Source organism: Streptomyces sp. NPDC034099, from assembly GCF_055575415.1.
The window spans coordinates 1-20984 of sequence record NZ_JBVISR010000003.1 but is presented as its reverse complement, the minus strand read 5'-3'; the positions used below and the strand labels follow the sequence as shown (position 1 = coordinate 20984).

21 protein-coding genes are annotated in these 20984 nt (G+C 73.3%); 12 read left to right on the top strand and 9 right to left on the bottom strand.

The features are described from left to right. Nucleotides 1-41: 41 nt before the first annotated feature. Both ACZ56V_RS08945 and ACZ56V_RS08940 read left to right on the top strand, forming a co-directional pair. Nucleotides 42-797 carry a dienelactone hydrolase family protein gene (locus tag ACZ56V_RS08945; RefSeq protein ID WP_467379049.1) on the top strand — a complete coding sequence of 252 codons (756 nt, stop codon included), beginning with the start codon at nucleotides 42-44 and terminating at the stop codon, nucleotides 795-797. A gap of 91 nt (nucleotides 798-888) precedes the next feature. After that, entirely contained in the window at nucleotides 889-2391 is a 1503-nt protein-coding gene (locus tag ACZ56V_RS08940) for a metallophosphoesterase family protein (RefSeq protein ID WP_398910106.1), read from the top strand. Nucleotides 2392-2424: 33 nt separating this feature from the next. Here the strand turns inward: ACZ56V_RS08940 and ACZ56V_RS08935 are convergent, their stop codons facing one another. Then, nucleotides 2425-3408 (bottom strand): TauD/TfdA dioxygenase family protein, encoded by a 984-nt coding sequence (locus ACZ56V_RS08935; protein ID WP_398910108.1) that lies wholly within the window; start codon nucleotides 3406-3408, stop codon nucleotides 2425-2427. Between the two features lie 112 nt (nucleotides 3409-3520). Here ACZ56V_RS08935 and ACZ56V_RS08930 point away from each other — a divergent pair, with 112 nt between their 5' ends. Further along, the gene (locus tag ACZ56V_RS08930; RefSeq protein ID WP_468940533.1) at nucleotides 3521-4351 is read left to right on the top strand and encodes an aldo/keto reductase; all 831 of its coding nucleotides are present in this window, start codon (nucleotides 3521-3523) and stop codon (nucleotides 4349-4351) included. Between the two features lie 57 nt (nucleotides 4352-4408). After that, nucleotides 4409-5047, top strand: coding sequence for a DNA polymerase ligase N-terminal domain-containing protein (locus tag ACZ56V_RS08925; protein WP_398910112.1), 639 nt, complete (start codon nucleotides 4409-4411; stop codon nucleotides 5045-5047). A 9-nt stretch (nucleotides 5048-5056) separates the two neighbouring features. Here ACZ56V_RS08925 and ACZ56V_RS08920 read toward each other — a convergent pair whose 3' ends face one another. The 4 genes from ACZ56V_RS08920 to ACZ56V_RS08905 all read right to left on the bottom strand — a co-directional run bounded on the left by ACZ56V_RS08920 (nucleotide 5057) and on the right by ACZ56V_RS08905 (nucleotide 9173). Next, complete coding sequence (locus tag ACZ56V_RS08920; protein WP_468940530.1) at nucleotides 5057-7396, bottom strand: SpoIIE family protein phosphatase; 2340 nt, start codon at nucleotides 7394-7396, stop codon at nucleotides 5057-5059. Nucleotides 7397-7448: 52 nt separating this feature from the next. After that, the gene (locus tag ACZ56V_RS08915; RefSeq protein ID WP_468940527.1) at nucleotides 7449-7916 is read right to left on the bottom strand and encodes a peroxiredoxin; all 468 of its coding nucleotides are present in this window, start codon (nucleotides 7914-7916) and stop codon (nucleotides 7449-7451) included. Then, nucleotides 7913-8293 (bottom strand): DoxX family protein, encoded by a 381-nt coding sequence (locus tag ACZ56V_RS08910; protein WP_467379047.1) that lies wholly within the window; start codon nucleotides 8291-8293, stop codon nucleotides 7913-7915. The genes ACZ56V_RS08915 and ACZ56V_RS08910 overlap by 4 nt, the downstream gene beginning before the upstream one ends. 220 nt (nucleotides 8294-8513) lie before the next feature. Then, entirely contained in the window at nucleotides 8514-9173 is a 660-nt protein-coding gene (locus ACZ56V_RS08905; RefSeq protein WP_398910120.1) for a TetR/AcrR family transcriptional regulator, read from the bottom strand. Nucleotides 9174-9419: 246 nt separating this feature from the next. Between ACZ56V_RS08905 and ACZ56V_RS08900 the strand changes: the two genes are divergently transcribed. The 4 genes from ACZ56V_RS08900 to hemC all read left to right on the top strand — a co-directional run bounded on the left by ACZ56V_RS08900 (nucleotide 9420) and on the right by hemC (nucleotide 13878). Continuing rightward, nucleotides 9420-10874: an MFS transporter gene (locus ACZ56V_RS08900; protein ID WP_468940523.1), complete on the top strand. Its 1455-nt coding sequence runs from the start codon at nucleotides 9420-9422 to the stop codon at nucleotides 10872-10874. Between the two features lie 96 nt (nucleotides 10875-10970). Next, nucleotides 10971-11951 carry an ATP-dependent DNA ligase gene (locus tag ACZ56V_RS08895; RefSeq protein ID WP_468940520.1) on the top strand — a complete coding sequence of 327 codons (981 nt, stop codon included), beginning with the start codon at nucleotides 10971-10973 and terminating at the stop codon, nucleotides 11949-11951. Between the two features lie 140 nt (nucleotides 11952-12091). Beyond that, nucleotides 12092-12868 carry an NPP1 family protein gene (locus ACZ56V_RS08890; RefSeq protein WP_467379045.1) on the top strand — a complete coding sequence of 259 codons (777 nt, stop codon included), beginning with the start codon at nucleotides 12092-12094 and terminating at the stop codon, nucleotides 12866-12868. Nucleotides 12869-12942: 74 nt separating this feature from the next. Continuing rightward, nucleotides 12943-13878, top strand: coding sequence for a hydroxymethylbilane synthase (gene hemC, locus ACZ56V_RS08885; RefSeq protein ID WP_468940516.1), 936 nt, complete (start codon nucleotides 12943-12945; stop codon nucleotides 13876-13878). Nucleotides 13879-13934: 56 nt separating this feature from the next. On the opposite strand, the gene ACZ56V_RS08880 is transcribed toward hemC, so the two are convergent. Further along, on the bottom strand, nucleotides 13935-14459 hold the full coding sequence (locus ACZ56V_RS08880; RefSeq protein WP_398910130.1) for a hypothetical protein: 525 nt from the start codon (nucleotides 14457-14459) through the stop codon (nucleotides 13935-13937). Nucleotides 14460-14761: 302 nt separating this feature from the next. On the opposite strand from ACZ56V_RS08880, the gene ACZ56V_RS08875 reads away from it, so the two are divergent. After that, nucleotides 14762-15553: a SigB/SigF/SigG family RNA polymerase sigma factor gene (locus ACZ56V_RS08875; RefSeq protein WP_398910368.1), complete on the top strand. Its 792-nt coding sequence runs from the start codon at nucleotides 14762-14764 to the stop codon at nucleotides 15551-15553. Here ACZ56V_RS08875 and ACZ56V_RS08870 read toward each other — a convergent pair. Next, entirely contained in the window at nucleotides 15501-15872 is a 372-nt protein-coding gene (locus tag ACZ56V_RS08870; RefSeq protein WP_398910132.1) for an ANTAR domain-containing protein, read from the bottom strand. The genes ACZ56V_RS08875 and ACZ56V_RS08870 overlap by 53 nt on opposite strands. Nucleotides 15873-15991: 119 nt before the next feature. Here ACZ56V_RS08870 and ACZ56V_RS08865 point away from each other — a divergent pair, with 119 nt between their 5' ends. Further along, a complete protein-coding gene (locus ACZ56V_RS08865) occupies nucleotides 15992-16792 on the top strand; it encodes a VOC family protein (RefSeq protein ID WP_467379043.1) in 801 nt (266 codons plus the stop codon). A 10-nt stretch (nucleotides 16793-16802) separates the two neighbouring features. Here the strand turns inward: ACZ56V_RS08865 and glgX are convergent, their stop codons facing one another. Together glgX and ACZ56V_RS08855 are read right to left on the bottom strand one after the other, a co-directional pair. Beyond that, nucleotides 16803-18950 (bottom strand): glycogen debranching protein GlgX, encoded by a 2148-nt coding sequence (gene glgX / locus ACZ56V_RS08860; protein WP_398910135.1) that lies wholly within the window; start codon nucleotides 18948-18950, stop codon nucleotides 16803-16805. Next, nucleotides 18947-19462 (bottom strand): pep a2, encoded by a 516-nt coding sequence (locus ACZ56V_RS08855; RefSeq protein WP_468940510.1) that lies wholly within the window; start codon nucleotides 19460-19462, stop codon nucleotides 18947-18949. Before ACZ56V_RS08855 ends, glgX begins: the two co-directional genes overlap by 4 nt. A 278-nt stretch (nucleotides 19463-19740) precedes the next feature. Here ACZ56V_RS08855 and ACZ56V_RS08850 point away from each other — a divergent pair, with 278 nt between their 5' ends. Both ACZ56V_RS08850 and ACZ56V_RS08845 read left to right on the top strand, forming a co-directional pair. Further along, complete coding sequence (locus ACZ56V_RS08850; protein WP_398910139.1) at nucleotides 19741-20013, top strand: DUF5133 domain-containing protein; 273 nt, start codon at nucleotides 19741-19743, stop codon at nucleotides 20011-20013. Nucleotides 20014-20074: 61 nt separating this feature from the next. Next, nucleotides 20075-20984: maltotransferase domain-containing protein (locus tag ACZ56V_RS08845; RefSeq protein ID WP_468940507.1), on the top strand; the 910-nt coding region annotated here is incomplete at its 3' end.

Below are 20984 nucleotides of genomic sequence, written 5' to 3'. Positions count from 1 at the left end.
GCCGCCGGACCGCAGAAGCCGAGAGAGAGGCAAGCCACACCATGACCGCCACCGCGGGAACCGCCGTCGACATCCCCACCGGCGACGGCACCGCCGATGCCTATCTGACCCACCCGGCCGACGGGGGACCGCGTCCCGCGGTCCTGCTGTACATGGACGCCTTCGGGCTTCGCCCGTCCCTGTGCGCCATGGCGGACCGGCTGGCCGCTGCCGGGTACACCGTCCTGGTGCCGAACGTCTTCTACCGCGGCGGACGGGCGCCCGTCGTGGAGCTGCCCGGGTTCATCGGCCCAAAGGAGCGGCCGGAGATCTTCCGGCGGCTCGACCCCTTCAGGAAGTCGTTGACCCCGGACCGGGCGATGCGGGACGCGCGCGCCTACCTGGAGTGGCTGGCCCGGGCGCCGCAGGCGGCCGACGGACCGGTCGCGGTGACCGGCTACTGCATGGGCGCCGGGCTCGCCCTGCGCACCGCCGGCACCTACCCCGACCGGGTCGCCGCGGTCGCCGGGTTCCACGGCGGGAACCTGGCGACGGACGGTCCGCGCAGCCCGCACCTGGTGGCCGGGGACCTCACCGCCGAGGCGTACTTCGCCCACGCGGACCGGGACCCGGGCATGCCCGCCGAGCAGCAGGAGCGGCTGGAGGCGGCCCTGGCCGCGGCGGGCGTGACCCACCGCTGCGAGGTCTACGCGGGAGCGCTCCACGGCTACACCCAGGCCGACACCTCCGCGTACGACGAGAAGGCGGCGGAACGCCACTGGGAGGCGCTGCTCGACCTGCTGAAGCGGACGTTCTGACCCCGTTCGCCGTGAAACGGTCACCGGCGGGCCGGAGTTGGCGGACCTCCCCCTCTCCGGCCCCCGGTCCGTGCGTTGTTACCGTGCCCGGGTGTCCAACTCCTCACGCGATTCCGCCGAAGGCGCCGGCTGGGGCTCCGCCGAGCCCGGCGCCTACCGAGCGCTCATGCCCGGGCGTACCGAGAAGCTGTCCTGGCTGAACCCGAGTACGCTGTGGGCCGCCCGCAACGGCGTGCTGGCCTCCTGGTTCGGTGATCCCACGGGCCGTACCCGTTCCCGCTGGGTGGCGCGGCGCGCGGCGGCCGGGGCACCGGCCGACAAGGTGATCGGGCGCGACGACCCCGACCGGTTCTCCTTCCTGGTCATCGGCGACACGGGCGAGGGCGACGACCCCCAGTACGCCGTCGTGCCGGGGCTGTTGAAGGCGGGCCGGGACACCCGGTTCGCGGTCCTCGCGAGCGATGTGATCTACCCGGTGGGCAGTGCCGACGACTACGGGACGAAGTTCTTCCGTCCCTACCGCGACTACCCGGCGCCCATCTACGCGATACCGGGCAACCACGACTGGTACGAGGACCTCGGCGCCTTCATGCGCGTCTTCTGCGACGACGCCCCGCCCCTGCCGCCGGAACGAAGGCCGCGCCCGTTCACCCCGGCGTGGCTGCGGTCCCTTTTGTGGCACCGGCCGCGCCCGGACGACGGCCGGCACCTGGACGAGGCGCGCAAGCTGCGCTCGGACCCCGCCCAGCAGGCCGTCCAGCCCGGACCGTACTGGGCCGTCGACGCCGGTCCGGTGCGGATCGTCGGCATCGACACGGGGCTGCTGGGCACCGTCGACGCGGAGCAGGGCGCCTGGCTGCGCGAGGTGTCGGCGGGAGACCGGCCGAAGATCCTCGTCACCGGCTCCCCCCTGTACGTGGACGGCGAGCACCACCCGTGCGCCATCGAGGGCGGCGGCACCGTCGACGACATCGTGCGCGACCCCGCCCACCACTACGTCGCGGCGATCGGCGGTGACATCCACAACTACCAGCGCTACCCGGTCGACGTGGACGGCCGCACCGTGCAGTACGTCGTCGCGGGCGGCGGCGGCGCGTTCATGCACGCCACCCACACCATCCCGCGGGTCTCGGTGGCCGGTGTCACCGAGGACGACTTCCGCTCCTATCCGCTGCGCGGCGACTCGCTCGCCTTCTACAGCGCGCTGTACGGCCGCCGGCTGCGGCTGCGCCGCTTCTTCACCCTCACGGAGGCCGAGGCGACGGCCGTCATCGCCGAACGCCTCGGCATCCGCACCGGCCGCGCCCCGGGCGACGGCGCACGGGTCACCCGGCGCACCCGGCTGGTGGCCGGGCTGCTCGGCACCGCGCGGCGGCCCGAGCGCCGCAAGCGGTTCCGGCTGCCGGTGCGCAAGATCTACACGTCGGTGTTCTCGCCGGGTTCGGCGACCTACAGCCCGCCCTTCTTCAAGTGCTTCCTGCGCCTGGACGTGACGCCGGAGGCGGTCAGGCTGCGCTGTTACGCCGCCACCGGCAACCGCGCGCAGGAGGAGGACCCGCCGGTCGAGGACGAGGTGACGATCCCGCTGGTGTGACCGGCGTCCGGCCCGCCGCTCCGGGACCCCGTCTCACCAGCGGCCCGCCTCGCTGCCGACGACCGGCTCGGACGGGGTGCCGTCGACGCCCACCGGTACGTCGCCGGTGAGCATCACCCGGTGCATGGTCCTGGGCCGGTCGAGGTGGGCGTGGTCGCCGGGGGCGAGGTGGATGGTGGCGCGGTTGTCCCAGAAGGCGACGCTGCCGGGTTCCCAGCGGAAGCGGACGGTGTACTCGGGGCGGGTGGCCTGCTCGACGAGGAGTTCCAGGACCGCCGCGCTCTCGGGGCGGGAGAGCCCGGTGATCTGCTCGACGTAGTAGCCGTTGACGAACAGCACCCGCTCCCCCGTCTCCGGGTGGACCCGGACCAGCGGGTGCACGGTCGCGGTCTGGTGGTCCAGCAGGTGCCGGACGTAGGCGTCGTCGCCGGGCCGGGGCTGGTAGCCGACGCCGAGGCGGTGTTCGGCGCGCAGCGTGTCGACGAAGGCGCGCAGCGGGGCGGAGAGCCCGGCGTAGGCGGCGGCGAGGTTCGCCCAGGTGGTGTCGCCGCCGTAGGGGGGCACCGTCTCGGCGCGCAGGATCGTGGCCGCCGGCGGGTCCACGCGGGCGCCGTGGTCGCAGTGCCAGCCGCGCAGCAGCGTGTGGCGCCTGCGCCGCAGCCACTCGTCGTGCTCCATCCCGAACCGTCCGCCCAGCTCCAGTCGGTCGGCGGTCGTCTCCACCTCCGGGAAGCCGGCCGGTGACGCCTTGCCGCGCCGGGGCAGGACGACCGGTTCGCCGAAGAGGCGGGCGAACGCGACGTGTCCGGCGTGGTCGAGGCGCTGGTCGCGGAAGAACACCACCTTCCAGCGCAGTACGGCCGCCCGGACCGCGGCGACCTGTGCGGCGTCGAGGCCCGCCGCGAGGTCGACGCCGCGGATCTCGGCGCCGATGTGCCCGGCGACGGGTGCCACCTCGATTCCCGTCGTGCTGTCCGTCGCCGTGTCCTTCGCGCTGTCCGTCCTGTCCGTCGTCATGCGGAGATCGTGGCAGATCCTCCGCCGCGCCGTCCGGTTGATCACCGGTCCTCGCGTGGGCGAGGCTGGACGGGCGGCACACCGCCGCGCACAGTCGAGGAAAGGTCCCACGGTGATCAGCATCCGGGCGTACACGCTCAACGACGGCAGCACGCTCCCCGCCCTCGGCCTGGGCACCTGGCCGATGACGGACGAGGAGGCCGAGCGGGCGGTCCGCGAGGCCCTCCGGGCGGGGTACCGCCTGATCGACACGGCGACGAACTACCGCAACGAGACCGGCGTCGGCCGCGGGGTCGCCTCCGCCGGTCTCCCCCGCGAGGAGATCGTGGTGACGACCAAGCTGCCCGGCCGGCACCACGGTTACGAGGAGACGCTCGCCTCGTTCGAGGAGTCCCGCGCCCGTCTCGGGGTGGAGTACGTCGACCTGTACCTGATCCACTGGCCGCTGCCGCGCGTGGACAAGTACGTCGACTCCTGGAAGGCCATGGTCAAACTGCGCGAGGAGGGTCTCGTGCGTTCGGTGGGCGTCTCCAACTTCACGGTGGAGCACATCGAGCGGCTGGAGAAGGAGACGGGTGTCCTGCCGTCCGTCAACCAGATCGAGCTGCACCCGCTCTTCCCCCAGGACGAGCTGCGCGCCTTCCACGAGCGCAAGGGCATCCGGACCGAGAGCTGGAGCCCGCTGGGCCGGGGCAGCGACCTGCTGGACGATCCCGCCGTCGCCGCGGTCGCCGCGGCGCACGGTGTGACGCCCGCCCAGGCGGTCCTGCGCTGGCACACCCAGCTGGGCGCGGTGCCCATCCCGAAGTCCGCCGACCCGGCGCGGCAGCGGGCGAACCTGGACGTCTTCGGCTTCGAGCTGGACGCCGCCCAGATGCGCGCGGTGGCGGACCGCGCGCACCGGCGGATCGGCGGCGACCCGGAGGTGCACGAGGAGTTCTGAGCGGGGTACCCGGCCGGGGTCGGCGAGGTTCGGGAATCTCCCGGGGAGGAGCGACAGGTGGACGGCGAGGGCGACGGGCTGCGGGCGTACCACGGCAAGCGGGACTTCGGCAGGACCGAGGAGCCCGCGGGACCGGGCGCGTCCGGCGAGGCCGCGGCCCCCGGTGGCGGCGGGGCACCGCGCTTCGTCGTGCAGATCCATGACGCGAGCACTCTGCACTTCGACTTCCGGCTGCAGGTGGCGGACGTGCTGAAGTCCTGGTCGGTGCCGAAGGGACCGTCGGCGGACCCGCGCGACAAGCGGCTCGCGGTGCCGACGGAGGACCACCCGCTGGAATACGAGGAGTTCGAGGGCGTGATCCCGGCGGGCGAGTACGGGGGCGGCACGGTCATCGTGTGGGACCACGGCACCTACGAGCCGCTGAGCCACGACCGCCGGGGACGGCCGGTCGACTTCGCCGAGTCGCTGGCGCAGGGACACGCCAGGTTCCGGCTGCACGGCGCGAAGCTGCGCGGCGAGTACGCGCTGACCCGGTTCCGCGGCGGCCCGGACGGCGGCGGTGAGGACGCGGCGTGGCTGCTGGTGAAGACGGCCGGCGGCGGACGCGGGCACGGCACCCCCGACCCCCGGCGGGCCCGGTCCGCGCGCACCGGCCGCACGCTGGCACGGGTGGCGGCGGAGGACGGCCGTCGGTAGGCGGGCGGTTCACTCCGCTGGCAGCGGCTGCTGTGCCCAGATGGTCTTGCCGTTGCCCGTCTGCCTGCTGCCCCAGCGCTGGGTGAGCTGTGCCACCAGGAGCAGCCCGCGGCCGCCCTCGTCGTAGGCGTGGGCGCGGCGCAGGTGCGGTGAGGTGGAGCTGGCGTCGGACACCTCGCAGATGAGGGCGGTGTCGCGGATGAGGCGGAGCTGGATGGGCGGCTCGCCGTACCGGATCGCGTTGGTGACCAGTTCGCTGACGACGAGTTCGGTGACGAAGGCCGTCTCGTCCAGGCCCCACCGGGTCAGCTGCTCCGTGACGGACCGGCGGGTGGCGGCGACGTGCGCCGGGTCCGGCAGGATGTCCCAGGTCCGTATCCGGTCCGTGCCCAGTGCCCGGGTGCGGGCCAGCAGCAGCGCCACGTCGTCGCTGGGCTGCGCCGGCATCACGGCCTTGAGCACGGTGTCGCACAGGGCGTCGAGCGAGTTCGCGGGCGCGGTCAGCGCGCGGCACAGTTCCGCGGTGGCGTGGTCGACGTCGCGGTCGCGGTCCTCGACGAGGCCGTCGGTGTAGAGGGCGACGACGGAGCCCTCGGGCAGTTCCAGCTCGGACGCCTCGAACGGCAGTCCTCCCACACCGAGCGGCGGGCCCGCGGTCATCGGGACGAGCCGGGTGGTGCCGTCGGGCAGGACGAGGGCCGGCGCGGGGTGCCCGGCCGCGGCCAGGGAGAGGCGGCGGGAGACGGGGTCGTAGACGGCGTACAGGCAGGTGGCCCCCAGTTCCGCGACCTCGTCGCCCGTGTCGTCGCCCGCGGCCAGGTGCGTGACGAGGTCGTCGAGGTGGGTGAGCAGTTCGTCGGGGGGCAGGTCGACATCGGCGAGGGTGCGGACGGCCGTGCAGAGGCGGCCCATGGTCGCGGTGGGCGGGATGCCGTGGCCGACGACGTCGCCGACGACCAGGGCGACCCGGCTGCCGGACAGCGGGATCACGTCGAACCAGTCGCCGCCGATGCCGGCCGCCGACACGGAGGGCAGATAGCGGTGGGCCACCTCGAGCGCCGCCTGTCCGGGCAGGCCCCTGGGCAGCAGACTGCGCTGGAGCGCCAGGGCGGTGGAACGCTCGCGGGCGAAGCGGCGGGCGTTGTCGATGCAGACCGCCGCCCTGCTGGCGAGTTCCTCGGCGAACACGGCGTCCTCGGTGCCGTACGCGTCCGGCTGTGCCATGCGCACGGCCACCGCGACGCCCAGGGTGATGCCGCGGGCCCGCAGGGGCACCGCCATCATCGAGTGCGCGCCCGTGCGGTGGGGGCGTCCCGCCGGGGCGCGCGCGTTGCGCTCGGCGACCCAGCGCATGAACGACGGCTCGCCCGCCTGGCTGACGAACACCCGGCCTTCCCGCAGCGCCCGTGCGGGTGGCGAGAGGGCGGGGTGGACGTCCACCTGCCCCAGGTGCACGGCGGCCTCCGGGGTGCCCTCGCTGAGGGAGCCGTGGGCGACTCGGCGCAGCTCCACCTCCTCGTCGAACACCGTCGGGGACTCCTCCGCGTCCAGGACCCATTCGAGCAGGTCGACACTGGCGAAGTCGGCGAACCGGGGCACCACCACCTCGACCAGTTCCTCGGCGGTGCGTACCAGGTCCAGTGTGGTGCCGATGGCGGCTGCCGCCCTGTTCAGCAGGACCAGCCGCTCCCGGGCCCAGTACTGCTCGGTGCTGTCGAAGGCCGCGAGGGCGGTGCCCAGCAGTTCGCCGGAGGCGTCCCGCACGGGCCACATCTCGGTGGTCCAGGCGTGGTCGCGGTTCAGGGCGGGTGCCCCCGTGAAGCTCTCGTAGCGGACCGGCCGGCCCGTCTCGGCGACCTGGCGGAGGTGACTCAGGAAGCCCTGGCTGTGCTCGGCGTCCTCGACGGATTCGGAGAAGTAGCGGCCGAGCAGGGCCTCTTCCGGTACGCCCATCACCTGGCAGGCCGCGTCGTTGAGCCGCAGGTAGTGCTGGCGGGTGTCGAAGACGGACATCGACATGGCCGCCTGCTCGAAGGCCAGCTCGGCCGCCGAGGTCCGCCCGCCGGGGGGTTCGGCGGTGACGGCGTATCCGGCCGGCCCCCCGTCCGGGCCCGTAAGGGAGCAGGCCCGCAGGTGGAGGGCGACGGGGGTGCCGTCCCGGTGCCGCACCCGCACGGCGCCGGACAGCCCGGTCAGGGAGTCCGCCGGCACGTCCTCGGCCAGCAGCTCCCGGGCGGCCCGTCCCACGGCCTCCTCGGCGGGGTAACCGGTCAGCCGGCGGGCGCCTTCGCTCCAGCCCGTCACCGTGCCGTGGACATCCAGGGTCGCCATGGCGGAGGCATGCTCCATAGCGTCCAGGATTGACCCTTTGTGCCCGGGTTTCAACCGCGGCGGCGTGCTCCTAGCCCCGGTGGGCGCGGAGCGCGGCGAGGGCCCGGTCGGCGTGGGTGTTCATCCTGAGTTCGCTGCGGACGACCTCCAGCAGGGTGCGGTCCTGCCCGATGACGAAGGTGACCCGCTTGGTGGGCGCCAGGCTGAAGCCCCGCTTCACCCCGAACCGCTCCCGGACCGTGCCGTCGGCGTCGGACAGCAGCGGCATGCCGAGTGTGTGGCGCCCGGCGAACTCCTGCTGGCGTTCGACGGGGTCTCCGCTGACGCCGACGGGCCGGGCGCCGGCCGCGGCGAACTCGGCGGCGAGGTCGCGGAAGTGGCAGGCCTCCGCGGTGCAGCCGGTGGTCAGGGCCGCGGGGTAGAAGAACAGGACGACCGGGCCGTCGGCGAGCAGTTCGGACAGGCGGCGCGGGGTGCCGGTCTCGTCCGGCAGCGTGAAGTCCTCGACGGTGTCGCCCACGGCGGGGAGCGCGCTCATGACCGGCCCCCGCCACCCTGGGCGACGGCGCGGGCCCACAGCACGAGCGGCACCTGCACGGGCAGCCGTCCGAGGGCGGCGGCCTTCTGCGGGGCGGGGCGGCGGCGCCAGTCCCAAGCCATCTTGACGTTGGCGGGGAACACCCCGACGAAGAAGGCGGCGGCGGTCAGCGCGGCGGCCCTGCGGGTGCGCGGCACGGCGAGTCCGGCGGCCAGCGCGAGTTCGGCGACGCCGCTGGCGTACGTCCATGCCCGGGGCGTGCCCGGCAGGGAGCGCGGCACGGTGGCGTCGAAGGGGCGGGGCCGGGCGAAATGGGCGACGCCCGCGGTGGCCAGCAGGCCGGCGAGCAGCAGGGGTGAGCGTTCGGACCGTGACACGGTTCCTCCTCAGGGGGGCCTGCCGCGCGATATTACTCGACGGTAAGAACCGGGTGGCGAACGGTTCACGCCCGGCGGTCGCGGGCGCCGCACCGGCGGCGTGCCGGCGCGCGTCGATCCGCTGCCCGCCGGCCGGTCGCCGGGCACGGGTCGGCGCGATCGGGGTGTGACGCGACGGGCGATCCTTCTGTGCGGCCGGGGCAGCCTCACCGGGCGCGCGTCATCCGCCGCCCCGGGGCGTGACGGGTGCCAGCCACATGCCCACGATCGCGTCCACGAGCCCGTCGGCCGCGTCCTGCCAGCTGGCCCGCGGGGTGGGGCGGTTCTCGGCCAGCGCCCGCTCGCGCTCCTCCGCGGTGTGCACGATGAGGTGGCGGGCCATGTCGCCCCGCTCCGCGCGAACCTCGTCCGGCAGCGCGGGCATGCACCGGTTGCGCCCCTCGATGATCACCCGCAGCGAGACCGACGCCCGGGACTCCTCGATCATGATCTGCCGCAGCGCGGGGTCGGTCATGACCTGGGCGCAGAACCGCGCGTACCAGGTGGGACCGGTGCCCAGCGCCGCCAGGTGGTCGAACTGGGGACGGACCAGGCAGTCCACCCAGTCGCGCAGGTCGGCCGAGTCGCCGAGGGCGGCGACCTGCCGGGCGCGCAGTTCCTCGACGCGTTCCGAGTGGCGCCGCACGATGGCCCGGACCAGGTCCGCCTTCGTGCCGAAGTGGTAGCCGACCGCCGCGTTGTTGCCCTGTCCGGCGGCCTCGCTGACCTGACGGTTGGAGACCGCGTACACCCCGTGCTCGGCGAACAGCCGCTCAGCGGTGGTGAGGATCAGCTGCCGGGTCGCGCTGACCTGTTCCGCCCGGACCGTCCTGCCCGCCATGACCACCACCGCGCCGGGACTCTCTCCTCACCGCCCGCGACGACCAGTCCCTCGAGTCGTCGCAGGTCCGCCGACGTACGGCGGGTCGTCACGAAAGCCTACGGCGCGGCGGCACCGGGTCGCCGCCCGGCCCGGACGGGCGTTCGCCCTCCACACCCCGTACGATACTTCAAGCGACTGACTTAAAAGGTTCGCGCTCCGCTTTCCCACGCCCGTCGCAAGACGCATCGCCCGAAAGGCTCCTCCATGCCCGCTTCCCCCGCCTCACCACGGCCGAACGCCGTGGTGGCGGTACTGGCCCTGGCCGGGATCGTCGTCGCGCTGATGCAGACCCTGGTCATCCCGATCATCCCGGAGCTGCCCAAGCTCCTGGACGCCTCGGCCTCGGACGCGGCCTGGGCGGTGACCGCCACGCTGCTCGCCTCCGCGGTGGCCACCCCGGTCGTCGGCCGGCTCGGCGACATGTTCGGCAAGCGGCGGATGCTGCTGCTCAGCCTGGTCCTGCTGATCGCCGGCTCGGTGGTCTGCGGACTGAGCGACGCGCTGCTCCCGATGGTCGCCGGACGCGCCCTGCAGGGCCTGTCCGCCGCCGTGATCCCGCTCGGCATCAGCATCATGCGCGACGAACTGCCCCTGGAGCGGCTGGCCGGCGCCACCGCGGTGATGAGCGCCTCCCTCGGGGTCGGCGGCGCGCTCGGCCTGCCCGCCGCGGCGCTCATCGCGGACAAGCTCGACTGGCACATGCTGTTCTGGCTCTCCGGCGCGCTCGGCGCCGTCTCCCTGGTGCTGGTGCTGACGCTGGTGCCCGAGTCGGCGGTGCGCACCGGCGGCCGCTTCGACCTGCCCGGCGGCATCGGCCTGGCCGCCGGTCTCGCGAGCCTGCTGCTGGCCATCTCCAAGGGCGGCGACTGGGGCTGGTCCTCGGCCACCACCCTCGGTCTGTTCGCGGCGGCCGTGGTGATCCTGCTGGTCTGGGGCCGGTGGGAGCTGCACACCCCGGAGCCCCTGGTGGACCTGCGCACCACCGTCCGCCGCCAGGTGCTGTTCACCAACCTGGCGTCCGTCGCCATCGGCTTCTCGATGTTCGCGATGTCCCTGGTCCTTCCGCAGCTGATGCAGTTGCCCGAGGCCACCGGTTACGGGCTCGGCCGCTCCCTGCTGACCACGGGTCTCGTGATGGCGCCGTCCGGTCTGGTGATGATGGCGTTCGCCCCGGTCTCCGCGAAGGTCTCGCGGTCCAGGGGCCCGAAGGTGACGCTGATGATCGGCGCCCTGATCGTGGCGGCCGGCTACGGCCTGAACATCGTGCTGATGGCCGAGGTCTGGCACCTGGTCCTGGTCTCCTGTGTCATCAGCGCGGGCATCGGCTTCGCCTACGGCGCCATGCCGTCGCTGATCATGGGCGCGGTGCCGGCGAGCGAGACGGCCGCCGCGAACAGCCTCAACACCCTCATGCGGTCCCTGGGCACCTCGGTCGCCAGTGCCATCGCCGGTGTGATCCTGGCCCAGCTGACCATCGACCTGGGCGGCTTCGCCCTGCCGTCCGAGAACGCGTTCAAGGTGGTCATGGCCATCGGCGCCGGCGCGGCCCTGCTGGCCGCCGCCATCGCGTCCTTCATCCCCCGGCACCGCCCGGCCGGCCCGGTGGCGGACCCCGCACCGGCCGGCGGTGCCGCCACGGAGGCCGCCTCCGTGCGCTGACCGCGAGGGCGCCGGTCCCGGGCGGGACCGGCGCCGTTCAGGCGAACCTGGCGGGCGACGCGCGTGAGGGCGCCCGGGCGGGTCGAGTACTGACCCGTGGAGCTGCCGCTGATCCCTCCGATGCTCGCCACCCCCGGCGCCCTGCCGTCCGCCGGACAGGACGCGCGCTGGGCCTACGAGACCAAGCAGGACGGGCAGCGCGTGGTGGTCTACCTGCCCGGCGACGGAAGCCTCCTGCTGCGCGCCCGCTCCGGCCAGGACATCACCGCCGCCTATCCGGAGCTGGCGCCGCTCGCCACCGCGATGGGCGCGACCCCCGCCGTGCTGGACGGCGAGGTGCTGGCCCTGGACGAACGGGGCCGCGCCGACTTCCAGTTGCTCCAGTCCCGGATGGGCCTCGCGCACGCCCCGGGCCGGGCCGCGCACCGGGCGGCGAAGGTCCCCGTCCACCTGGTGCTCTTCGACGCCCTCCACCTGGCCGGACGCTCCCTGCTGCGCCTGCCCTACACCGGCCGCCGTGAGCGGCTGACGGACCTCGGTCTCGGCGGGCCGTCGTGGTCGACCCCGGCCGCCCTGGTCGGGCACGGCGAACAGGCCCTGCGGGCCACCCGCGAGCACGGCCTGGAGGGGCTGGTCTGCAAGCGGCTGGACTCGGTGTACGAGCCCGGCGTCCGCTCCCGGGCCTGGATCAAGATCCGCAACATGCGCAGCGAGGACGTCGTGGTCGGCGGCTGGCTGCCCGGCAGGGGACGCCTCGGCGGCCTACCCGGTGCCGTCCTGGTCGGCCAGCGCGCCGCGGGCCGGCTGCGCTACGTCGGCGGGGTCGGCACCGGCTGGAGCGAGGGCGAGCGCACCGAGCTGGCCGCGCTGCTGGCGGCCGCCGCGAGCGACGTCTGCCCCTTCGACCCGGTGCCGCGGGTGCCGGGGGCGCGCTGGGTCGTGCCCCGGCTCGTCGGCGAGGTCCGCTACAGCACGCGTACCCGGGAGGGCATGCTGCGCCAGCCGTCCTGGCTCAGGCTCCGCCCGGACCTGGCGCCCGAGGAGTCGGCCGCGGACATCCCGGACGACCTGGTGTGAGCGTGTGACGCCGGGTCAGATGTTGGTCCGGCCTTCACCACGGGGAGGCCTGTGCACCCTTGGCACGGGAGGGAAAAGACGGGAACCTGAACTCCCCTTCCCCCCACAGCCGTTGGGCTGCCCAGCCTGAGGAGGACGCGATGCCGCCGCGTACCGCCCGAACGCCCCGCAGGAGATGGCTCACCGTACCGCTCGGTGCCCTCGCCCTCGTCCTCGCCTTCCCCGCCACCGCGTTCGCCGCCCCGCCGCCGGGGCTGCCCGGCAACGCCGACAGCCTGGAGCGGGCGTACCAGCCCGCCTACGACTACGACACCGACGGCTGCTACCCCACACCGGCCATCGGCGCCGACGGAGCGGTCAACGGCGGGCTGAACCCGACCGGCGCGCTCAACGGCAACTGCCGCGACGCCTTCGACCTGGACAACACCAACGGCTACGCGCGTGCCAAGTGCGACAACGGCTGGTGCGCCTACATGTACGGGCTCTACTTCGAGAAGGACCAGGCCCTGCCCGGCTCCGGTCTGGGCGGCCACCGGCACGACTGGGAGCACGTGGTGGTGTGGGTGCAGGACGGCACCGTGCGGTACGTGTCGACGTCCAACCACGGCTCGTTCAGCGTGCACGAGCGCTCCGCCGTCCGCTTCGACGGCACCCATCCGAAGATCGTCTACCACAAGGACGGCATCAGCACCCACTGCTTCCGCCTGGCGACCTCGGGCGACGAGCCGCCGGAGAACCACAGGGGCACCTGGCAGTACCCGGCCCTCGTGGGATGGAACGGCTACCCGGCGGGCCTGCGCGAGAAACTGAGCGCCTACGACTTCGGCAGCGCCAACTTCGGCCTCAAGGACGGCAGCTTCGCCTCCCACCTGGCCGCCGCCAAGCCGTCCGGCATCCCCTTCGACCCGAACGCCTGAGGCCGACGGAAAGGGTGGGGCCGGTCGGGCGAACCGCGCCCCATGGACGCCTCCGCGCGCACTATCGTGTCCGCATGTCCGCCCCCGAGCTCATCCGCATCGTCTCCCGCGACTCCCCCATGGCGCTGGCTCAGGTCGAGCGCGTCCGGGCCGAACTGGCGGCCCTCCACCCCGGCGTGCGCACCGAGGTCGTCCCGGTGAAGACCACCGGCGACAAGTGGCTCGGTGATCTGTCGCAGGTGGAGGGCAAGGGGGCGTTCACCAAGGAGGTCGACGCCGCCCTGCTGTCGGGCGAGGCCGATCTCGCGGTGCACTGCGTCAAGGACGTGCCCGCCGACCGGCCGCTGCCCGCCGGCACGGTGTTCGCCGCGTTCCTGGAGCGGGACGACGTACGGGACGCGCTGGTCCACCCGGACGGGCTCACCCTGGACGAACTGCCGGAGGGGACGCGCGTCGGCACGTCCTCGGTGCGCCGTGCCGCCCAGCTGGCCGCCACCCACCCGCACCTGCGGTGCGTGCCCTTCCGCGGCAACGCCAACCGGCGGCTGGCGAAGCTCGCCGCGGGGGACGCGGACGCGCTGCTGCTCGCTGTCTCCGGCCTGGAGCGCATCGGCCGGAGCGACGTGATCAGCGAGGTCCTCTCCCCCGAGACGATGATGCCGCCGATCGGCGCGGGCATCCTCGCCCTGCAGTGCCGGGAGCAGGACCAGGGTCTGATCGACGCGGTGAGCGGCCTCGGCCACCCCGCGACACACCGGGAGGCGACGGCGGAGCGGATGTTCCTGCACGTCCTGCAAGGGCACTGCAACAGCCCGATCGCCGGGCTCGCCCGCGTGGACCGCAGCGGTGAACTCTCCCTGCGGGCCTGCGTGTTCACCCCGGACGGCAAGGTCCGGCTGAACGCCCACGAGTGGGCCAGCCGGCTCGACCCGGCGACGCTGGGCACCTCGGTCGCGGTGGCCCTGCTGCGGCAGGGCGCCCGGGAGATCATCGACGGCATCGCGCACTGAGGGCGGCATCGCGCGTCGAGGACGACAGGGAGCGCCGAGGGCGGCCGCCCGGCGGATCAGGCCGGGCCCTCCTCCGACTGGCCCCGCAGGAACGCGCTCACCTGGTGGGCGAGGCCCTCGTCCCGCACCCCGCCGCACGGGGTGGCGCCGGCGCCGTCGGGCAGCCCGAGGGCGCCGCTCCACAGCCGGCGGTCGGCCCACTCCTCGTCCACCCTCAGCTGCACCTGCACGTCCACCTGGCTCAGGCTCGCCTCCGGGCCGGCCGCGTGGAGCACGGCCGTGGCCCGGCGCAGCGGGTAGACGTCGAAGCCCTCGATGAACTGGGAGTTGCGCCAGTCCAGGAAGGCGCTCTCCCCGTCGGGTCCGATCCGCACGTCGATCTGGCCGTCCTCCAGGTGGATGCCGAGGTGCCGCCCGCCCCGGTTCTCGACGGTCACCCGGACCCGGAAGTACGTCAGCCCCTCGGCGGCGTCGTCGCGGCCGCGCGGCGGCTCGGCCGGCTCAAGACCGTGGACACGGACCCGCAGGCCGGCGTGCTCGTCGTACTCCTGCCAGTCCCCGACCACGTTCGGCTCGTACACGGTGCCCCTCTCGACCTCTCGACGCTGCTTCCTATCCGCACGCTCAGCGCACTGTCAAATGAGCGGAATGCGCTGTGGCCAGGGGCTTCGTCCCTTTTGATCGGCGATCAAGCGCTGCGCAGGGACGATCCGCCGGCGCCGGTCCGCGCGATCACCGGGAGCGTGCCGCACATCACGTCCCGCGACCGGGCGGCCGCCCGGTCACCGCTACGCAGCCGTTCGAGTGGCCGTTCGGGGCATTCGCGCTCAGTATCCATATATACGAGGACTTGCCAGCACCCCTGCTGAGGGAGGTGCGCGTGATGCGTGTCGCCGGCAGAACCCAGCCCCACCCGCACGACGACGCCCCCGACACGGCCGCGGCGTTCGACCGGCTCGCCGGGCTGCCCGAGGGACCGGAGCGCAAGGCGCTGCGGGACGAACTGATCCGGGTCTGGCTGCCCATGGCGGAGCGGATCGCCGTCCGCTTCCGGGGCCGCGGCGAGAACCTGGAGGATCTCTATCAGGTGGCGGCCCTCGGCCTGGTCAAGGCCGTCGACCACTACGACCCCGGGCGGGGCCACGCCTTCGAGGCGTACGCGGTGCCGACCGTCACGGGCGAGATCAAACGGCACTTCCGCGACCACATGTGGACGCTGCACGTGCCGCGCCGCATCCAGGACCTGCGCAACCGGGTCCGCAGGTCGGCGAAGGAACTGGCGCAGACCACGCCGGGGCGCGCCCCGACGGTCGAGGAGATCGCCGAGCACGCGCAGCTGACCACGGCCGAGGTGCGTACCGGCATGGAGGCCCTGGAGTGCTTCTCGGCCCTGTCGCTGGAGGCGGAGATGCCCGGCACCGACGGGTACGCCCTCGGTGACGCGCTGGGCGGCCCCGATCCCGCCTTCGACGCGGTGGTCGACCGGGTGGCCGTCCGGCCCTGTCTGGAGGCGCTGCCCGAGCGCGAGCGCACCATCCTCTACCTGCGCTTCTTCGGAGGGATGACCCAGAGCCGCATCGCGCAGCAGCTCGGCATCTCCCAGATGCACGTCTCCCGGCTGCTCACCGGCTGTTTCGACCGGATACGCGAGGAGATCCTGGCGGAGGCCCGCTGAGCGCGGCCCGCCCCAGACGGTCCTCCAAGGCGGCGAGGATCTCCGGCGGCATCACTCCGGTGCGCCCCCAGATGAGTACCGCTTCCGCCACATTGCGGAGTTTGATGTTCGTATGCTGGGAAACTTCCTTCAGGACGATCCACCCCTCGTCCGGTGTCACCCCGCCGAGGGCGATGACCACTCCGATGGCCTGGTCGACGACGGCGTGCGAGACGACCGCCTCCTTGAGCTGCCGGACCTGCTCCTGCAGCCGGAAGATCTGGTCGGAGTCGGAATTCGGATCGGGGTCCGGGCGCACGTCGGTGGGGGGCACGGTCACCTCGGGGCCTCCGTTTCGGCGCCATGTGCGGGGTACTCGCCAGGCGCCCGCCGCACTCCCGGCCGGACACTGGTGTGGAGCCGGTGGCTGCCGGTGGACGAGACCAGGACGCGACTGCCATGAACCACGACACCACCTCCTCCCCCCGCGGGGAGAGCCTCCTGTCCACGCACTCCGTGTACGGGGCCCCCTGCTGGGTGAGTCTCACCAGCCGTGATCTGAAGGCCACCGAGGACTTCTACTCCGCCGTGCTGGGCTGGCGGTGGCGGCCCGTCCGGCTGGGCGAGCCGTTCCGCATCGCCCTGGCCGACGGGGTGCCGGTCGCCGGGATCGCCGCCGTCGCCGCGATGTGGCAGATGGCGGTGGCCTGGACGCCGTACTTCGCCGTGCGCAGCGCGGACGAGGCCGTGTCGCGGGCGCAGGAGCGCGGCGGCACCGCCGCGGTCGGGCCGATCTCCCTGCCGCCGGGGCGGGCGGCCCTGCTCGCCGACCGGGACGGCGCGACGTTCGGCATCTGGGAGGGCGAGCTGTTCTCGGACTGGGACGCCTGGCGCACCAAGCGACCCGCCTTCATCCGGCTGCACACCCGTGACGCCTTCGACGCCGCGATCTTCTACGGCGAGATCTTCGAGTGGGCGTCCGGGCAGGGCTGCGAGGTCCGGTACGAGGGTGACGAGGTGGTCCTGCGCCATGAGGGCGAGGTCGTGGCCCGCATCGAGTCGGGGGCGCTGGGAGCGGCTCCCGACCCCGCCGTCCGGCCGCACTGGCAGGTCCACTTCGCGGTCGAGGACGTCACGGCCTGCGCCCGCGCCGCGGAACGGCACGGCGGCAGCGTGCTGTCCCTGGGTGCGGACGAGGCGGTGCTCCGGGACGCCGACGGCGCGCAGTTCACGGTGACCGCGCGCCGTCTCGGCAGCTGACCTCACCGGCTCACCGGCCGGTGCGGGAGGGCCGGGAGAGCAGCACGAGGCTGCGCTGCTCGACGGTGAGCCGGGTGCCCGCCTTGTGCTCGGCCTCGTCGGGGACGCCCTCGGGGTCGGCGGTGTCGACCAGGGCCGTCCAGCGTTCGCCGTAGGCGGCGTCGGGCAGCCGGAAGTGGACCGGCTCCCAGTGGCTGTTGAGCAGCAGCAGGAAGGAGTCGTCGACCACGGGCCGGCCGCGGGGGTCGGGTTCGGCGATGGCGTCGCCGTTGAGGAAGACGCCGACGGTGTGCGCGTCGGAGCGCTGCCAGTCGTCGTCGGTCATCTCCCGCGCGTCGGGCAGCAGCCACACCAGGTCGGGCAGCGGCTGGTCCGCGTGCGTGAGGGTCTCCCCGCGGAAGAAGCGGCGCCGGCGCAGCACCGGGTGGTCGGCGCGCAGCGCGATCAGGCGCCGGGCGAAGTCCAGCAGCGCGCGCTGCTCGTCGCCCAGCCGCCAGTCGATCCAGGAGATCTCGTTGTCCTGGCAGTAGGCGTTGTTGTTGCCGCGCTGGGTGCGGCCGAGTTCGTCGCCGTGGCAGATCATCGGGATGCCCTGCGAGAGCAGCAGCGTGGCCAGGAAGTTGCGCTGCTGGCGGCCGCGCAGTTCCCGCACGGCCGGGTCCCTGGTGTCGCCCTCGACGCCGCAGTTCCAGGAGCGGTTGTGGCTCTCGCCGTCCCGGTTGTCCTCGCCGTTGGCCTCGTTGTGCTTGTCGTTGTACGAGACGAGGTCGCGCAGCGTGAACCCGTCGTGGGCGGTGACGAAGTTGACGCTGGCGCGGGGGCGGCGGCGGCTGTGCTGGTACAGGTCGGAGGAGCCGGTCAGCCGGGAGGCGAACTCGCCGAGCGTGTGCTCCTCGGCGCGCCAGAAGTCCCGTACGGCGTCGCGGTACTTGCCGTTCCACTCCGACCACAGCTGCGGGAAGTTGCCCACCTGGTAGCCGCCCTCGCCGACGTCCCAGGGCTCGGCGATCAGCTTGACGCGGCTGATCACCGGGTCCTGCTGGATGAGGTCGAAGAACGCGGACAGCCGGTCCACCTCGTGGAACTGCCGGGCCAGGGTGGCCGCGAGGTCGAAGCGGAAGCCGTCGACGTGCATCTCGGTGACCCAGTAGCGCAGCGAGTCCATGATGAGCTGGAGCACGTAGGGGTGGCGCATCAGCAGGCTGTTGCCGGTGCCGGTGGTGTCGTAGTAGTGCTGCCAGTCGCCGTCCACCAGGCGGTAGTAGGAGGCGTTGTCGATGCCGCGGAAGGAGAGGGTGGGGCCCTTCTCGTTGCCCTCGGCGGTGTGGTTGTAGACGACGTCGAGGATCACTTCGAGGCCGGCCTCGTGCAGGGTCTTGACCATCGACTTGAACTCGGTGACCTGCTGGCCGCGGGTGCCGAGGGCGGCGTAGCCGTTGTGCGGCGCGAAGAAGCCGATGGTGTTGTAGCCCCAGTAGTTGGCGAGGCCCCGGTCCTGGAGTACTCCGTCGTGGACGAACTGGTGCACCGGCATCAGTTCCACGGCGGTCACGCCGAGGGACGTCAGGTGGTCCACGACCGCCGGGTGCGCGAGGCCCGCGTAGGTGCCGCGCAGTTCCTCGGGCACGTCGGGGTGGGTGCGGCTGAGGCCCCGGACGTGGGCCTCGTAGATGACGCTCTCCGAGTACGGGCGACGGGGCGGCCGGTCGTCGCCCCAGTCGAAGAAGGGGTCGGTGACCACGCCGAGCATGGTGTGCCCGGCGCTGTCGCCCGGGTCGGCCTTGCCCCTGGCCCGCTCGAAGAGGGAGGCGTGGTTGTCCACCAGCCCGTCCACGGCGCGGGTGTAGGGGTCGAGGAGCAGCTTCGCCGGGTTGCAGCGGTGGCCGACGGCCGGGGCCCACGGGCCGTGGACCCGGTAGCCGTAGCGCTGCCCCGGACCGACGCCGGGCAGGTAGCAGTGCCAGACGAAGCCGTCCACGTCGGGCAGCGGGATGCTGCTGTGGGTGCCGTCGTCGTCGACGAGCACGAGGTCGACCCGCTCGGCGACCTCGCTGAACAGGGCGAAGTTGGTGCCCTGTCCGTCGTACGCGGCTCCCAGGGGGTAGGGGTGCCCGCTCCACACGGGCGACCCCTTCCACTTCGGCCTGGCGCGGGTCACCGGGCCTCCTCCAGAACGCCGTCGCGTGTACGTGCCCAGCCGGCCACCCGGGCCACCGGCATGATCTCTCGCGGCACTTCCAGCCCCTCCTGCGTGATCGGTTCGGGCGCCCTCTCCACCAGCGGGACGCGTTCGCCGGCGCGGGCGCGGCGCGAGAACCAGATGACCTTCGCCCCGGTGTCGGTGGCGCAGCACCCCCAGCCGTCGCTGTTGGCGGCGAGGTGCTGCAGACAGGTGCGCAGGTCCTGGTCGACCCGGAGCGCCCGGTCGTTGCCGCCGACGGCCGTGATGAGGTGCTGGTGGTTCCACCACATCTCGATCGACGTGTTCTTGTCGCCGGCGTGCTCGTCGATCGCCCGGAGCAGCATCTCGGCGCCCGAGCAGACGGGCTCGACGAGGTTCTCCAGGTTCCAGAACCGGAGGTGAGCGGCCAGGATGCGCCTGACCTGTCCGACCCGTTCCGGGCTCACTTCCACGTCGAGGTGGTAGTAGCAGGGCACTGCGGTCTTCATCGTCGTGGCTCCTCACCGCGAAAGCTCTCGCTCCTCCTCGTCCCTTGGGGGACGGGCTCCCCGATCACGAAGCGTGAGCGCTGATCGCTTCTGAGTCACTCCAGAGTGGGAGCGGTAGTCCATTCGTGCAACACGAGCGGTTCGAAGGCCGGAATCCGGGCCGGAGCGGGTAACGGGAAGCAGTTGAAGATCCAACAAGACGGCGCGTCACCACCCGTGCACCATGTGTGAAGAACTCGATCGTCCGTATCACCGGACCGTCCGGAAGGTGACCGGCCATGCTGCTCCCCGCGAAGAGCGAAGTCGCCCGGCAGCTGCGGCATTACCGCGCCTGGGAACGTTCGATGCTGGCGTCCCCCACGGACGTCACCGTCCGGACCACCTTCGAGGACTCCGGTTACACGCTCTGCGTGCTGATGGGGAAGCGGTGCGCACGCGAGGCCGCGGACGCCGCCGAAAGGTATCTGCGGACGAACGTGGTCACCCATGCGCAGGAGCAGCCGGAGCGGCTCGCCCCGTCGGGGCACAGGGCCCCCTCGGGCGCGGCCTGACCCGATCGGCCCAACCAGTCGGCCGGGCCCGCGCCCGGCCCCGAAGCACGGCGGAGGTGAGATGCGGATGAGCGCGACCGTGGGGATCGGACGTATCCCGGTCCGGGACGTCCAGCCGGTGGTGGATCACGGCAGGCGTCCGGCGAAGGCGGTGACGGGAGAGACGTTCGAGGTCACCGCCACCGTGTTCCGGGAGGGGCACGACGCGGTGGCCGCCAACGTCGTGCTGAAGGACCCCGAGGGCCGGCCGGGGCCCTGGACGCCGATGCGGGAGCTGGCCGAGGGCAGCGACCGCTGGGGCGCCGAGGTCACCCCGGGCGCACCGGGCAACTGGACGTACCGGGTGGAGGCGTGGAGCGACCCCGTCGCCACCTGGCGGCACACCGCGCGGATCAAGGTCCCGGCCGGCATCGACGCCGGCCTCGTGCTCGAAGAGGGGGCCGAGCTGTACCGGCGGGCCGCCGCGGGGGTACCGAAGGAAGCGGGGCGGTCGGTGCTGCTGGCCGCGGCGGCGGCCCTGCTCGACGACACGCTGCCCGTGGCCACCCGGCTGGCGGCGGCGTTGACGCCCCGGGTGGACGCGGTCCTGGCCCGCCACCCCCTGCGGGAGCTGGTCACCTCCTCCGACCCGCTGCCCCTGCTCGTGGAACGCGAACGCGCCCTGTACGGCGCCTGGTACGAGTTCTTCCCCCGCTCCGAGGGCACCCCCGCCCAGCCCCACGGCACCTTCCGCACCGCCGCCCGCCGCCTGCCGGCGATCGCCGCCATGGGCTTCGACGTCGTCTACCTCCCCCCGATCCACCCCATCGGCACCACCCACCGCAAGGGCCGCAACAACACCCTCACCGCCACCCCCGACGACGTCGGCGTCCCCTGGGCCATCGGCTCCCCCGAAGGCGGCCACGACACCGTCCACCCCGCCCTGGGCACCCTCGACGACTTCGACCACTTCGTCACCGAAGCCGGCCAGC

Coding starts and splice junctions, on each gene's coding strand:
- ACZ56V_RS08945 (WP_467379049.1), top strand. CDS start 42: ATGACCGCCACCGCGGGAACCGCCGTCGACATCCCCACCGGCGACGGC.
- ACZ56V_RS08935 (WP_398910108.1), bottom strand. CDS start 3,408: ATGACGACGGACAGGACGGACAGCGCGAAGGACACGGCGACGGACAGC.
- ACZ56V_RS08920 (WP_468940530.1), bottom strand. CDS start 7,396: ATGGAGCATGCCTCCGCCATGGCGACCCTGGATGTCCACGGCACGGTG.
- ACZ56V_RS08915 (WP_468940527.1), bottom strand. CDS start 7,916: ATGAGCGCGCTCCCCGCCGTGGGCGACACCGTCGAGGACTTCACGCTG.
- ACZ56V_RS08905 (WP_398910120.1), bottom strand. CDS start 9,173: ATGGCGGGCAGGACGGTCCGGGCGGAACAGGTCAGCGCGACCCGGCAG.
- ACZ56V_RS08900 (WP_468940523.1), top strand. CDS start 9,420: ATGCCCGCTTCCCCCGCCTCACCACGGCCGAACGCCGTGGTGGCGGTA.
- ACZ56V_RS08890 (WP_467379045.1), top strand. CDS start 12,092: ATGCCGCCGCGTACCGCCCGAACGCCCCGCAGGAGATGGCTCACCGTA.
- hemC (WP_468940516.1), top strand. CDS start 12,943: ATGTCCGCCCCCGAGCTCATCCGCATCGTCTCCCGCGACTCCCCCATG.
- ACZ56V_RS08875 (WP_398910368.1), top strand. CDS start 14,762: ATGCGTGTCGCCGGCAGAACCCAGCCCCACCCGCACGACGACGCCCCC.
- ACZ56V_RS08865 (WP_467379043.1), top strand. CDS start 15,992: ATGAACCACGACACCACCTCCTCCCCCCGCGGGGAGAGCCTCCTGTCC.
- ACZ56V_RS08855 (WP_468940510.1), bottom strand. CDS start 19,462: ATGAAGACCGCAGTGCCCTGCTACTACCACCTCGACGTGGAAGTGAGC.
- ACZ56V_RS08850 (WP_398910139.1), top strand. CDS start 19,741: ATGCTGCTCCCCGCGAAGAGCGAAGTCGCCCGGCAGCTGCGGCATTAC.